This window comes from Pandoraea pneumonica (assembly GCF_902459645.1).
Classification (GTDB): domain Bacteria; phylum Pseudomonadota; class Gammaproteobacteria; order Burkholderiales; family Burkholderiaceae; genus Pandoraea; species Pandoraea pneumonica.
In genome coordinates, this window is sequence record NZ_CABPSK010000002.1 from 1,140,850 (window position 1) to 1,154,374 (window position 13,525).

Annotated in this window: 11 protein-coding genes; 4 read left to right on the forward strand and 7 right to left on the reverse strand. The window is 63.8% G+C overall.

The window, feature by feature from the left end; translation table 11 throughout:
* Position 1: 1 nt before the first annotated feature.
* Positions 2-940: a LysR family transcriptional regulator gene (locus PPN31114_RS14295; RefSeq protein ID WP_217426948.1), complete on the reverse strand. Its 939-nt coding sequence runs from the start codon at positions 938-940 to the stop codon at positions 2-4.
* 102 nt (positions 941-1,042) lie between these two features.
* On the opposite strand from PPN31114_RS14295, the gene PPN31114_RS14300 reads away from it, so the two are divergent.
* Entirely contained in the window at positions 1,043-2,143 is a 1,101-nt protein-coding gene (locus PPN31114_RS14300; RefSeq protein ID WP_150680120.1) for a tartrate dehydrogenase, read from the forward strand.
* On the opposite strand, the gene PPN31114_RS14305 is transcribed toward PPN31114_RS14300, so the two are convergent.
* Positions 2,110-3,513, reverse strand: a complete 1,404-nt coding sequence (locus PPN31114_RS14305) for an LLM class flavin-dependent oxidoreductase (RefSeq protein ID WP_150680121.1) — start codon at positions 3,511-3,513, stop codon at positions 2,110-2,112. The genes PPN31114_RS14300 and PPN31114_RS14305 overlap by 34 nt on opposite strands.
* A gap of 329 nt (positions 3,514-3,842) precedes the next feature.
* Here PPN31114_RS14305 and PPN31114_RS14310 point away from each other — a divergent pair, with 329 nt between their 5' ends.
* Both PPN31114_RS14310 and PPN31114_RS14315 read left to right on the forward strand, forming a co-directional pair.
* Positions 3,843-4,772 (forward strand): ABC transporter substrate-binding protein, encoded by a 930-nt coding sequence (locus tag PPN31114_RS14310; RefSeq protein WP_217426949.1) that lies wholly within the window; start codon positions 3,843-3,845, stop codon positions 4,770-4,772.
* A gap of 98 nt (positions 4,773-4,870) precedes the next feature.
* Positions 4,871-5,890 carry a GlxA family transcriptional regulator gene (locus PPN31114_RS14315; RefSeq protein WP_246182544.1) on the forward strand — a complete coding sequence of 340 codons (1,020 nt, stop codon included), beginning with the start codon at positions 4,871-4,873 and terminating at the stop codon, positions 5,888-5,890.
* Positions 5,891-5,899: 9 nt separating this feature from the next.
* On the opposite strand, the gene PPN31114_RS14320 is transcribed toward PPN31114_RS14315, so the two are convergent.
* Positions 5,900-7,012, reverse strand: a complete 1,113-nt coding sequence (locus PPN31114_RS14320) for a DJ-1/PfpI family protein (protein WP_150680124.1) — start codon at positions 7,010-7,012, stop codon at positions 5,900-5,902.
* 88 nt (positions 7,013-7,100) lie between these two features.
* Positions 7,101-8,027: a LysR family transcriptional regulator gene (locus PPN31114_RS14325; RefSeq protein WP_150680125.1), complete on the reverse strand. Its 927-nt coding sequence runs from the start codon at positions 8,025-8,027 to the stop codon at positions 7,101-7,103.
* A 123-nt stretch (positions 8,028-8,150) separates the two neighbouring features.
* On the opposite strand from PPN31114_RS14325, the gene PPN31114_RS14330 reads away from it, so the two are divergent.
* Entirely contained in the window at positions 8,151-9,257 is a 1,107-nt protein-coding gene (locus tag PPN31114_RS14330) for an NADH:flavin oxidoreductase/NADH oxidase (RefSeq protein ID WP_150680126.1), read from the forward strand.
* Between the two features lie 117 nt (positions 9,258-9,374).
* Here the strand turns inward: PPN31114_RS14330 and PPN31114_RS14335 are convergent, their stop codons facing one another.
* From PPN31114_RS14335 to PPN31114_RS14345, 3 genes are read right to left on the reverse strand one after another with little or no spacing between them, the layout of a single operon-like run.
* Positions 9,375-10,802, reverse strand: coding sequence for a M20 family metallopeptidase (locus tag PPN31114_RS14335; protein ID WP_150680127.1), 1,428 nt, complete (start codon positions 10,800-10,802; stop codon positions 9,375-9,377).
* Positions 10,803-10,835: 33 nt separating this feature from the next.
* Positions 10,836-12,011: a porin gene (locus tag PPN31114_RS14340; protein WP_150680128.1), complete on the reverse strand. Its 1,176-nt coding sequence runs from the start codon at positions 12,009-12,011 to the stop codon at positions 10,836-10,838.
* 37 nt (positions 12,012-12,048) lie between these two features.
* On the reverse strand, positions 12,049-13,425 hold the full coding sequence (locus PPN31114_RS14345; protein ID WP_150680129.1) for an MFS transporter: 1,377 nt from the start codon (positions 13,423-13,425) through the stop codon (positions 12,049-12,051).
* Between the last annotated feature and the right edge of the window lie 100 nt (positions 13,426-13,525).

Genomic DNA, 13,525 nt, shown 5'->3' on the forward strand with positions numbered 1-13,525 from the left:
GTCAGCCAGACACGTCGTCTGTCGCCGCACGGGCCTGTGGTTGGAATTCTTCCGCGAGGAATTCCACACAGGCCCGAACTTTTGCCGACGACGCTACGCGCGACGGATACACCGCCCACACGTTGGCCGGCTGCGTCACGTCGGGCAGCACCTGCACCAGCGCGCCACGTTCGATGAGCGCGCCCACATCCCACATCGAGCGCAAAAGAATGCCTTGCGCGTCGAGCGCCCATTGCACGGCCACTTCGCCGTGATTGGTCGAAAGCGGTCCGGTCACTTTGAGCGAAACCGCCTCGCCGCGCTGTTGCAGACGCCACATGCCGAACGGGTGATCGCGCTCTTTGATGACGATGCACGCGTGCCCCGTCAGCTCGCTCAATTGCCGGGGCGTGCCGTGTTGTTCGAGATAGGCGGGCGATGCGCACAGCACGCGATGATTGTCCGCGAGCTTGCGTGCAATCAGATGCGGGGCAATCTCGTCGCCGATGCGCACATCGAGGTCGTAGCCCTCAGCGGCCACATCGACAATGCGGTCGAACAGATCGAGTCGGACGTTGAGTTGCGGGTGCCGTGCGCGTAGCCGCGACATCGCGGGCGCGACCACGTGCCGCCCGAACCCGAAGCTGCTCGATACCCGAAGCGTGCCGCGCGGCACCTGGCGGGTGCTCGACACGTCTTCCATCAGGTGATTCACGTCGTCGAGAATCTTTTCCGCCCACGCATAGACCCGCTCACCGGCATCGGTAATCGCGACGCGTCGGGTAGAACGATGCAGCAGCCGCGTGCCGAGATCGGCTTCGAGCATGCCGACGCGTTTGCTCACATAAGCGGGCGAGACGCCCAGCGCTTCGGCAGCAGCGGAGAAGCTCGCACGGCGCGCTACCTGACAGAACACGCGCAGATCGTCGAGATTGGGGTGGGAACTGGCGGGTTTATTCACGATTCGTGGATAGTGGATTAACCAATCGGGTGATTTTATCCGCTTCGGAATGGAATACTCTAGGGCCTGTTTATCCTAACTCGTCTAACAGGAGACACCCCCATGACCGACCAAGCCCAACGCCCCCTGCGCATCGCCGTGATTCCCGGCGACGGCATCGGCAAGGAAGTGATGCCCGAAGGGCTGCGCGTGCTCGATGCGGCGGCCAAGCGGTTTGGCATCGCGCTCGAGTATCAGCACATCGAATGGGCGAGTTGCGACTACTACGTCGAGCACGGCCAGATGATGCCGGACGACTGGAAGCAGCAACTCGAAGGCGCGGACGCGATTCTGTTCGGCGCAGTGGGTTGGCCCGACACGGTGCCCGACCATATTTCGCTGTGGGGCTCGCTGCTGAAATTCCGTCGCGAGTTCGATCAGTACATCAATCTGCGCCCGGCGCGCTTGTTCGACGGCGTGCCGTCGCCGCTAGCCGGACGTCAGGCGGGCGACATCGATTTCATGATCGTGCGCGAGAACACCGAAGGCGAGTACTCGTCGATCGGCGGCGTGATGTTCGAGGGCACCGAGCGCGAGTTCGTGGTGCAGGAGTCGGTCTTCACGCGTCATGGCACCGAGCGTGTGCTCAAGTTCGCGTTCGATCTGGCGCAGCAGCGCAAGCGCAAGCACGTGACCGTCGCCACCAAGAGCAACGGCATCTCGATCTCGATGCCGTGGTGGGACAAGCGTGCCGCCGAAGCTGCCGCGAACTATCCGGACGTGACGTGGGACAAGCAGCACATCGACATTCTGTGCGCGCGCTTCGTGTTGAACCCGGATCGCTTCGACGTGGTGGTGGCGTCCAACCTGTTCGGCGACATCTTGTCGGATCTGGGCCCCGCATGCACGGGCACCATCGGCATCGCGCCGTCGGGCAACTTGAATCCGGAAGGCAAGTTCCCGTCGCTGTTCGAACCGGTGCACGGCTCCGCGCCGGACATCGCGGGCAAGAACATCGCCAACCCGATCGGCATGATCTGGACGGCCGCGATGATGCTCGACTTCCTTGGCAAGAGCGAAGGCCGCGCCCGCGAAGCGCACGACGCGATTCTTGCCGCCGTTGCCAAGGTCATCAAAGAAGGCCCGCGCACCGGCGACATGGGTGGCAAAGCCAACACGACCGAAGTTGGTCAGGCGATTGCGGCCGTCGTCTCCGCAGGCTGAGGCGCGGCTTCACCCGCAGGTGTCTCGGCGTCGCGTGGCGCAAAGTGCCGGTTCGGCACGGCTGGCACGCCGAGATTCTCGCGGAACGTCCGGCCTTCGTAATGCGTGCGGAATAGGCCGCGTCGCTGGAGCTCGGGCACCACGAGATCGACGAACGATGTGATGTCTGCTGGCGCGCTTGGAAACATGATGTTGAAGCCGTCGGCAGCCCCCGTCTCGAACCAGTGCTGGAAGTCGTCGGCAATCGACTCGGGCGTGCCGACGAGCACGCGATGCCCGCCTGCGGTAAAGCGCGTGTAAAGCTGACGCACGGTCGGCTGCTCGCGCCGAATCCAGTCCACCAATAGCTTCTGACGGCTCTTGTGCGAGTTGGTCTCCGGCACATGCTCGGGCAACGGCACCTTCGCATCGAACGGCAAACTGCCGAGATCGATGCCAAGGCTCGCGTAGTTCGCGAGTGCATGCAAAGCGACGGCAGGGTCGCGATGTTCGAGCAGCGCGTCGTAGCGGGCTTCGGCTTCGGCCTGCGTTCGACCGACGATGGGCGCGACGCCCGGCAGAATAAAAATATGTTCCGGGCGGCGCCCGTACTTCAACGCGCGCGTTTTCACATCGGTGTAGAAGGCGCGAGCGTCCTCGATATCCTGCGCGGCCGTGTACAGCAATTCACCTGCGCGTGCGGCCAGTTCGCGACCCGCTTCGCTGGAGCCTGCTTGCGCAATCACGGGCCAGCCTTGCACCGGGCGCGGTGCGCTTAGCGGCCCGCGCACGCGGAAGTGCTTGCCGCGATGATCCAGTTTGCGCACGCGCGCAGGGTCAGCCCATTGTCCGGTGGCCTTGTTGCGGGGGAATGCGTCGTCGGCGTGACTATCCCAGAGACCCGTCACGACGTCGTAGAACTCGTTGGCGCGTTCGTAGCGCAACGCATGGTCGACGTGATCGTCGCGATTGAAGTTTTCGCCGCCCCCTGTCGACGTCACCAGATTCCAACCAGCGCGCCCGCCCGACAAATGATCGAGCGACGCAAAGGCGCGCGCCACGTTGTAAGGCTCGCTGTACGTGGTGCTGACCGACGCCACGAGACCGATGTGTTGCGTCGCCCCCGCCAGACCGGCGAGCAACACGACGGGGTCCCAGCGTGGCGCGCCCGGGCTGTGCGCGAGCGCGACCGGATCGGTCGACATGAAGAGGTTATCGAAGAAGAACAACGCGTCGAAGCAACCGCGCTCCAGTTCTTGTGCGTAGTGCCGGTAGCGCTCGAATTTCAGATGCGCGTCGGTGTCGGTATCGGGGTGGCGCCAGCTATCGCCTTGCACGCCGGAACCCGACATGTAGGCGCCCAGCCGGAGCTTGCGGGCAGGTTGACTCATGACTCTCAGCGCCTCGTCGTCAGGCATTGGAAACGATCACCATACCGAGCGCTATGCGCGCGCACAAACAACGAAATGCGATAAGCAAACCTGCATAAGCAAACGCGCTTCGGCGGCGATAACCATCGCAACAATCGATGGTTGGGCGTGCGTGGCCCGCTACATAGACTGGCCCGTCCGACCACTCTCATCGCTGCGCTAGCGCGTGGTGCCATGCCATGACGTATTTGCTATCTCGTGCCGCACCTCTTGCACCTCTTGTTAAGGGCCAAATAAGCCAGCGTTGGCCGACGTGGCGTTCACGCCTGCGCCGTGCGCTGGTCATTGGGTTGAGCGTCGCCGCGATTCTTCCCTTCGCGTCGGTGAAGGCGCAGGACAAGCCTGTGCTTGTCGTCGGCGATCAGGCGTTCAATGCGCAGAGCTTGTTCGAGGCATCGGGCGTGCTGCGCGATGCGCCGTACACAATCGCGTGGAAACAATTTCCGGCAGGCACGCCCGTGATCGAGGCCGTCAACGCGGGGGCGCTCGACATCGGCCTGCAAGGCGATGGCCCGGTGTTGTTTCTGGCCGCGCAGGGCGCGCCTATCAAGGTCATTGGCATCTATCGCGACAGCCCCGACAGTGTCGTGCTGCTCGCTGGGCCGCACACGCAGATCAAGACAGTGGAAGACCTGAAGGGCAAGACGGTCGCGATTACGCGCGGCGGGTGGTCGCAGCAACTGGTGCAGGCGGCGCTCACGTCGGCAGGGCTGCCGCTCGACGCCGTGAAGTATTCGTATCTGGCGTCGGTCGATTCGGCGGCGGCGTTGCAGGCGGGCAAAGTGGATGCCACGGCCACGTGGGAGCCGTATGTGTCGCGCCTGCGTCAGGCGGGGGCGCGCACGGTGGTGACGGCACGCGGATTGATTGCGGCGCAAAGTTATCTGTCGACGACACAAAAGGTCATCGATACCAAGCGCGAGTTATTGGGTGACTTCGTGCAGCGTTATCAACGCGCGCGTGACTGGTCGCTGGCCGATGCACGGCATATCGACCGCTATGCCGACGTGTGGGCAGCCAAATCGCGTGTCGATCCGAAACTGGCGCACCAGTGGTTCAGCACCTCGCGCGTGCGCTACGAGCCGCTCACCGACGCGGCCATCGCCGAAGCGCAGAAGAGCGTCGACGATTTCGTGAAGACAGGCACGCTGACCAAAGGCTTCGATGTGAAGGGGCTTTTCGACACGTCGTTCAACAAGTTCACGCAGGCGGCGCGCTAGGCTGCGGCTCGTCACAATGCCCCGTGTCGTTCACGTGTGGTCGCTACAATGCTTGCCTGCGTGCGGGCATTGTCGCCCGTGTGTTCATGGGGAAATGCGTGACAGCCAAGGTTCATTCCACTATCGCCGGAACTCACCCGACCGGCCTCAGTCGGCACGTTGTCATTGTTGCCTTTGAGGGCGTGGAGGCGATCGACGTTGCCGGACCAGCCAGCGCCTTCGCCAAGGCATCGCTTGCGGTCCCGGGCGCCTACCGCGTCACCATTGCGTCGCCGTACGGCGGCAGCGTGCATACGAGCGCGGGGTTGTCGCTGGCCGATACTCAATCGTTATCGGTGCTCGGGTCCGAAAACGCAGCCGACCCTGCATTCGACACCATCATCGTGGCCGGTGGCGAAGAGGCTGCACTGCGCCGGGCAATTCTCGACGACGGGGCGGCGCTGTGGCTATCGCAGGCCGCCCAGCAGGCACGCCGTGTGGCAAGTGTCTGCACGGGGGCGTTCGTGTTGATGGCCGCCGGTCTGCTCGACAAACGGCAATCGACGACACATTGGCGCGCCTGCGACCGTCTCGAATCGATGTGTGCCGATACGCAGGTGCAGCGCGGCCGCGTGTTCGTGCGCGACGGCAATGTTTGGACATCGGGCGGTGTGACCACAGGCATCGATATGGCACTGGGCATGATCGAAGCCGATCTTGGCCGAGCTGTGGCGATGGATATTGCGCGGGACCTCGCGCTATTCGTCGTGCGCGGCGGGGCAGAGTCGCAAGTCAGCCGGTCGTTGACGCTGCAAAGCGGCGCGTCGTCGCCGGTGCGCGACGTGATTGCCTGGATCGAAAGTCATCTCGATGGCGATCTATCCGTCGATGCGCTCGCGGCGGTTGCCCGCATGAGCCCGCGCAACTTTTCGCGGGCGTTTTCCAGAGAGACGGGTACCTCGCCTGCGCGCTACGTGACCCGCTCACGGCTCGACTTCGCTGCGTCGTTGCTGCGTCAGACCCCATGGACACAGGAGCGCGTCGCGCAACGAAGCGGCTTTCAAAGCGTCGACGCATTGCAACGGGCATTTCGTGCGACGTTCGGGCAGTCGATGGCGGACTATCGACGCGACGCATAACCGACGCCTTTAATTCGGCGCCGGAACATACTCCATGGCGAGTGAAACGATGTCGCGTTCGGCAGGGCCGTAGCGCTGTTCGATATCTGCGAGCGACTGCACGAACTGGGTCATCGCATTGCGCTTAGGTGCCAACGTCAGGGGACGTGCGGCGCTGGGCACAGGGGGCGTCGTGACGAGCATCAGACCGCTGGCCATTCGCACACGCCCAGATGTGGCGGTTGACGTTGCGACCACCGTCGTGCGCCAGGTGCGCGACCATGCGTCTGCGGTGAGTGCGAGCGAAGTGTCGTCGATGCCGTCGACAGCCGGAATGGCGAGCGTTTCGTGACGCCATATGGCGATGGCGTTGCTTGCAATCGTCCACAATCGTCGTGCGTTGAGTTCGAAGCCCGCACTCACGTGCCGCGCCGACCAGTCGTTGGCACCAAGCCATCGCGCGACCTCCAGCGCTCGGTCGCGGCCTGCAATGCCTTCAACGAGCGCGAGCGACACGGGTATCGACGCGCTCACGCCAGTCGTCGTGACCACGCCATCGTCATGCAGGTAGCGAACATTCGGCACATAGCTGGCCGTGGGATTGGCCTTTCGCAGGTCGCCGCGATCGTACCAGTGGCCGGTGAAGCGACGCCCGTTGAGCAGCCCCGCCTGACTCAGTACGCGTGCCCCGGAACAAATGCCGACGATCATCGCACCGTGAGCGGCTTGCTGTTGCAGCCAGCGCAGCACACGCGGGTCGTCATCGGTGTGCATGGCGGGCACGATCACGATATCGGCCCCGTGCGGATGCTGGGCATCGAAGGCCGCGAGGGTGGTGTCGGGCACGATGCGCAATGCGGGCATCAACGTGACCTCGCCAGCTTCAACTGCTACTGCCTGCACGGTGCCGATGCCGGCTCGTTTGAGCACGGCGTAGGGCACAAGAAAATCCGTGGTTTCGGTGCCGTCGTTCAACGCGATGACGGCAATGACCGGCGAATGAGGCCGTTTGGCTAGTGCGTCGCGCAGCCCCTGTTGCGCGGTGCCGCTGACATCGCTGCCCGAAGTTTCGGGGCCTGCGAACACGGCTGAGGGGCTGATCAGAGCGACAAAAGCGAAGAGTAAAGAAAGCAGGCTGGGCATCGAAGCGTCGTGCGAGGCAAAGAGGCCTAGCGTAGCGAAGCCCCGATGCCTCTCGCAATGACAGCGATGCCGCAGATTCTGCCAACGGCTACGCGGTAGCGCGCTTCGCGGTATTCAGCCCGCCGCCGAACGCGCGCGGGCGCGGCGCATCGACCTTTTCGCGCAGCAGGGCGACGGCGCGTTGCGCGCGCGCCGACAGCGCCCATTCCGAGCGATGAATCAGCCACAACGTGTCGACCACAGGCGGGCCGCAATCGACCACACGAATAGCGTCCTGCGATGCAAACGCTTGGCGCGCGTACTGCGGAATGACCGTGAAGCCCAGCCCCCGCGCCACGTATTCCAGAATCAGGCTGATCTGATTCGTACACCCGTGGCTCGGCAAGCTGCGCACGCCCGGGTTGCCCGGAAAGCGTCGGCTAAGCAGGCGCGTCGACATCGCCTCACCATCGGGGTGATCGATATACCCGATGCGCTTGAGGTCTTCCCACTTGTACACATCGTCCCCGGCAGGCACGACGAGTTCGAGCGGCTCTTGCGTGAACGGTGTGGCGGCCAGACGCGGGTCGTCCGGTCGCAGCGTGACCAGTCCCAATTCGTAGTGGCTTTGCAGCACCCCTTCGAGCACTTCCGGATCGGGGGCGAAGCGGTGCCGAACCACCATCGAGGGATTTGCCTGCTGCATGTCGAGCAGGATGGGGCACAAATACAGCCCGATGCTGCCGGGGGTGATGAGCGTGATTTCGCCGCAATCGTCGTCGGCATCGTCCAGCCGCGAGCGCAGATGGCGGCTCGCGCATTCGACTTCCGCGCAGTAAGCCAGCACCGCGTGTCCCGCTGGCGTGAGCTCGATCGCGCGTGGACGCCGCACCAGCAGCGGCCCGAATTCTTCTTCCAGATGCTTCACATGCTGGCTAACCGCCGCCTGCGTGAGACCTAGCCGGTCGGCGGTGCGCGTGAAGTTGCCCAGCTCCGCGAGGGTCGCGAAGGATTTGAGCCATTGAGGGTTCACCATAATGAACTGTTATCGATTTGATAATGTGCAGATGGTTTTCATTATAGCGGTGCCGGACTACTATTGCTTCCGTCGGCCAAGTCGCCGCTAGAAGCACATACCCCCTATACCGTAGAGAACACCATGTCTGCCTTGTTTTCCCCGTTTGAATTGAAGAGCGTCAAGCTGCGCAATCGCGTAGCCATTCCCCCGATGTGCCAGTACAGCGCCGTCGACGGCCTGATCAACGATTGGCACCTTGCCCACTACGCCGGATTGGCGCGCGGCGGTGCCGGGTTAGTGATCGTCGAAGCCACGGCCGTGTCGCCGGAAGGCCGTATCAGCCCGGGATGCACGGGTTTGTGGAACGACGAGCAGGCACAAGGCATGGCGCGTATCGCGTCGGCCATCAAGGCGCATGGCGCTGTGCCGGGTATCCAGATTGCGCACGCCGGTCGCAAGGCCAGTGCAAACCGCCCGTGGGAAGGCGACGACCACATCGGTGAAGACGATCCGCGTGGCTGGCCGACGATCTCGCCGTCCGCCGTCGCGTTCGGTGGTCATCTCGGCAAGGTGCCGAAAGCGATGACGCTCGACGACATCGCTCGCGTGAAGGCCGATTTCGTGGCCGCCGCACGCCGCGCGCTGGCCGCTGGCTTCGAATGGCTCGAATTGCACTTCGCTCACGGCTATCTGGCGCAAAGTTTCTTCTCGCTGCACGCCAATCATCGTGAAGATGCCTACGGCGGCGACCTCGCGGGACGTAGCCGTTTCCTGCTGGAGACGCTCGCTGCCGTGCGTGAAGTGTGGCCGGAGCATCTGCCGCTCACTGCCCGCTTCGGCGTGCTCGAGTACGACGGCCGCGACGAAGAGACGCTGGCCGAGTCAATTACGCTCACGCGTCAGATGCGCGAGGGCGGTCTCGATCTGTTGAACGTGAGCGTCGGCTTCTCGACGCCGAAGGCGAAGATTCCTTGGGGTTCGGCGTTCCTCGCGCCGATCGCCGAGCGCGTGAAGCAGGAAGCTGGCATTGCCGTGGCATCGTCGTGGGGCATCGACGACCCGCACGCAGCAGAGCGCGTGGTGGCCGGTGGGCAGATGGATCTGGTGATGATTGGCCGCGCGTTGCTCGCCAACCCGCACTGGCCGTACTACGCTGCGCGCGAACTCGATGTGTCGCGTCCGTCGTGGGTGCTGCCTGCACCGTATGCGCATTGGCTCGAACGTTATCAAGTGCAGCGCGCCGCCTAATTGGCTGCAAAAGCGCTTTCGTGCGTCGCAGGTGATCGCCGCATTCGGTGAATCGCAAAAAAACGCCCCCGCTCGTCGTTCGACGCGGGGGCGTTTTCATTTCCGATGCTGTGGCGATTAGCCGCGTGCGAACGGCAGTTCGACTTCTGCCGGAATCGGGCAGACATACGGACGGCCCTGACGGCGTTCAAGCAGTTCCGCCTTCGCCTTGGCAAGCAATTCGGGTGAGCGGAACAGGTCGAGTGCCGATGCCGCGAGCGTCTTCGCCGCCAATAGCATGCCCTTGTGCGCCAGCGTGCTCTTGCCCTGGGCCACCAACTGCCACGAATGGAACGGCGTACCGAACGCATAGCAGGTCGTGAAGCACTGCGCGGTCGGCGTGATCCAACTCACGTCGCCCACGTCGGTCGAGCCATGCAGCGTCGGTTCGTTGCCTGCCTGAAACAGCGCGACGTGATCGAACAACGGCTTCGGATCGCGCCATGCCTGACCGAGCGTGCGCGTGGCGCCTTCGATGTCTTCCGGCGAGAGCGACGCGTCTTGCACACGGCGTGCGTACGCGATTTCCTCGTCGTCGTATTGCGGCGCGCCGAACGTTTCCAGATTGCGATAGACCACTTCGTTGAGCACGCTGTTCTGCACGAGATTCGAGCAGGCCTTGTCGAACACGACGTCGACCGTGCACCCCGTCATTAGCGCAGCGCCCTTGGCGATATTCTTCACGCGCTCGTAAAGCTCCGATGCCTGATCGTTGCGCGGTGCGCGCACGAGATAGAGCACTTCGGCATTGGCCTGCACGACGTTCGGTGACGTGCCGCCGGTGTTGGTCACAGCGTAGTGCACGCGCGCATCGGGCAGCATGTGCTCGCGCATGTAGTTCACGCCGACGTTCATCAGTTCCACGGCGTCGAGCGCGCTGCGGCCCAGATGCGGCGAGGCGGCAGCGTGCGAGGCTTTACCGTGAAAGCGGAAGTACGCCTGCACGTTCGCCAGCGAGCGCCCGTTGAACACGCCGTTGTGCACGGCAGGGTGCCACGACAGCGCTGCATCGAGATCGTCGAACAGACCGGCGCGCGCCATGAACGTCTTGCCCGAGCCGCCTTCTTCGGCGGGGCAGCCGTAGAACCGCACCCGGCCCGGTTGTCCGGTCGCGTCGAGATGGGCTTTGACGGCAGCGGCGGCAAGGTGCGCTGCGGTGCCCAGCAAATGGTGGCCGCAGCCATGTCCGTTACCGTTGCCGATTTCTGCCGACGGCTGGCACTGAAATGCGCCCGCTTCCTGACTCAAGCCGGACAGCGCGTCGTATTCACCGAGAATGCCGATGATCGGACCGCTGTCGCCTGCTTCCGCGACGAATGCGGTGGGAATACCGGCAACGCCGCGCGTGACGTGAAAGCCTGCGGCTTCCAGCACTTCGATATGCAGTTCGCTCGATGCGAATTCTTCGTAGCGCAGTTCTGCGAGATTCCAAATCTTGTCGGCGAGTTCGGTGAACTGCGGGGTGTGCTGCTCGATGTAATCGAGCGGGGAAGCGATGTCAGACATGGAGTCCTCCTGAAGGGTTAAGCGAGGCACGCGTCAGAACTTCTGACGAAAGCCGAGCGCGAAGACGACGGGATTGATGCCGGGCGTACTGAGCGGGTCGGCACCGAAGGAAAGGGACGATTGCCCGTAATTGCGAAAACCGCCCACGCGCGCATAGAGGCCCGTGAGCTTCGAGAATTGATAGTCGTAGCCGAGCAGCGCACCGACGGCGTGGTCGACCTTGCCGGACACGTTCCGGTAGATGACGCCCGCGCGTACTACATGTGGCCCGCGCTGCCAGACCATGCCCAACGAATAGACCTGTGCGGTGAACGTGCCCGGGCCGTTCGGACGCGTGAGCACATAACTCGCCGAGCCCATCGTTTCGCCGAACTGATACGTGGCGCTGAGCATGTAGGCGTCGGTGCGTGGGCCATTGGGCGGCGCGCCGGGTGTAGTGCTCGTGTTGGCCCACACGGCGTTGTACGAACCTGAGAGCATGAGCGGGCCGCGTCCGTAGTTCACCACCGTGCCGATGTTGCTCGCGTTAGGGCTGGACCCTGCCACGTTGCGTGCTGCGTAAAGCACGGTGGCGGTGAGGCCAGCGATGTCCGGCGTCTCGTAGCTCATGGCGTTGTCGACGCGCGCTTGAATTGCCGCAGCGCCGGGCCCGAGATCGGACACCACGAGCGCACTCGTTGCATATGGCGAGAGTTGCCCGACCGACACGAACGGATCGATGCCTTCCGGGCCGATGGCCGGATACTGCTTGCCGAACTTGACCGTGCCCCATTCGGCAGACGACAGCGAGACGTTGGCTTCGCGGTTGTAGAACGCACTGCTGCTCTGCGCCTTGCCGCTCATCAGATCGAAGCCGCTCTCGAGCCGGAACGCTGCACGCATGCCGCCGCCGAGGTCTTCCGTGCCAGTAATACCCCAGCGCGACGTCGATGCACCACCCGAGAGCAATTGCAGGTTTTGCTGCCCGCTATTGCGCGAATACATGAGGAAGCTGTCGACAGCGCCGTAGATCTGGACGGCGGCGTTGGCCGGTGTCACCGCGGTGAGCCCGGCACTGGCCGCAGCCAGTGCCAGCGAATATCGTAATTTCATGTCTCTCTGAATCTTGTAGTTGGTATGTTTTTGCTGGAACGCGTGACCCTCGCGACGGCCTTCGCACAGGAATTCGGGCGTGCAAAGGGCCGGGCCGCGCGCCGGAGCGGCGGCCATCGAGAACTGCGTTGGATGCGAGAAGCTGGTTGAGCGGCTACGCCGTACGTTCGGACGGCGCGCTATCCGCAGGGCGCTCGGGGAAGCACCACAGGGCGATCTGGCTCACCACACCGCAGGCGAGCAGGTACCACGCGGGCGACATGGCGTCGCCGGTGCGATGCAGCAGCCACGTCACGTTGAATTGCGCGAAGCCGCCGAAGATCGTCACGCCGAAGCTGTAGATCATCGCCAGTGCGGTGGCCCGCACGCGGCGCGGAAACGCTTCCATGATCAGCAGAAAGTACGAGCCGGTGCCCAGCGATGCGATCCCCATCACCACCGTCACGATGCCGATCATGAGCGGCACGGAAGGCGCAGTCGTCAACCACTTGAACGCGGGGTACACACACAGCAGCGTGATGAGCGATGTGACGATCACCACCGGCTTGCGGCGCTTCACGCGGTCGGTGATCCAAAGGCCCGAGACGAGCGACGACACCATGATGATCGCGCCCGATGCGCAGCCCGCCAGAAACGAGGTGGCCACCGGCAGATGCAGCGTGCGCACGCCGTAAGCGGGCATGAAGAACACGATGATGTAGAGCATGGTCGTGCCGCCCACGAGCAGCAGCGTGCCAAGCAACACGCGCCCGAGGTAGTTGCGCATGATTTCGCCCAGCGCGCTCTCTTCGCGCTCCGGCGCTTCGAAGGTCTCGTCGAGATTGCGGCGGATGTACATGCCGACCGGGCCTACCATCAGCCCAAGTACGAACGGCACACGCCAGCCCCAGCTCTCGAGCGAGGCGGGTGTGAGCAGCGACGACAGCAGTGCGCCCGAGAGCGCGCCGAGCAATGCTGCGGCCCCTTGGCTGACCATTTGCCAGCAAACCATGAAGCCGCGCCGCGACGTCGGCCCCGATTCCATCAGGAACGTCGTCGATGCGCCGATTTCCCCACCGGCCGACAAGCCTTGCAACAGTCGGCCGAACACGATCAACACCGGCGCGATTACGCCGATGCTCGCGTAGCTGGGGGTGAGGGCGATGAGCGCCGTGCCGACCATCATTAACGCGATGGTGAGCGAGAGCGCCGCGCGACGGCCAGCACGATCGGCGTAGTTGCCGATGAGAATGCCGCCGAGCGGGCGCATGACAAACCCGACGCCGAACGTCGCCATAGCCAGCAACAGCGGCCCGGCTCCCGAATCCACCGGGAAGAAGTTCTTGCCGATGATGCCGGCAAAGAAGCTGAACACCGTGAAGTCGAACATCTCCAGACCATTGCCGACCGACGTGGCGACGATGGTTCGGCGACGGGCCGCGCGAGTGCTGGCGGCGCTGGCCGCAGACGGCGGCTGGCTCGCCGAAGGTGCCGACGGCGGGGACGAACTGGCGAGCGCGCCGTTCAAGGGCGGGGCGGCGTTAGGCGTCATACGGGTTGTCTCCATGCATAGGGGGTGTCGTTCTGTCCATGCGCACGCACGCATGCGACGATTCGGGCCGATAGTAATCAAGCCGTAATAATCCCGATAC

What these genes read in the sequence shown, in the direction of transcription:
- PPN31114_RS14305 (WP_150680121.1), bottom strand. Translation starts at nt 3,513, where the DNA reads ATGAGTCAACCTGCCCGCAAGCTCCGGCTGGGCGCCTACATGTCGGGT.
- PPN31114_RS14330 (WP_150680126.1), top strand. Translation starts at nt 8,151, where the DNA reads ATGTCTGCCTTGTTTTCCCCGTTTGAATTGAAGAGCGTCAAGCTGCGC.
- PPN31114_RS14320 (WP_150680124.1), bottom strand. Translation starts at nt 7,012, where the DNA reads ATGCCCAGCCTGCTTTCTTTACTCTTCGCTTTTGTCGCTCTGATCAGC.
- PPN31114_RS14340 (WP_150680128.1), bottom strand. Translation starts at nt 12,011, where the DNA reads ATGGCCGCCGCTCCGGCGCGCGGCCCGGCCCTTTGCACGCCCGAATTC.
- PPN31114_RS14300 (WP_150680120.1), top strand. Translation starts at nt 1,043, where the DNA reads ATGACCGACCAAGCCCAACGCCCCCTGCGCATCGCCGTGATTCCCGGC.
- PPN31114_RS14335 (WP_150680127.1), bottom strand. Translation starts at nt 10,802, where the DNA reads ATGTCTGACATCGCTTCCCCGCTCGATTACATCGAGCAGCACACCCCG.
- PPN31114_RS14345 (WP_150680129.1), bottom strand. Translation starts at nt 13,425, where the DNA reads ATGACGCCTAACGCCGCCCCGCCCTTGAACGGCGCGCTCGCCAGTTCG.
- PPN31114_RS14325 (WP_150680125.1), bottom strand. Translation starts at nt 8,027, where the DNA reads ATGGTGAACCCTCAATGGCTCAAATCCTTCGCGACCCTCGCGGAGCTG.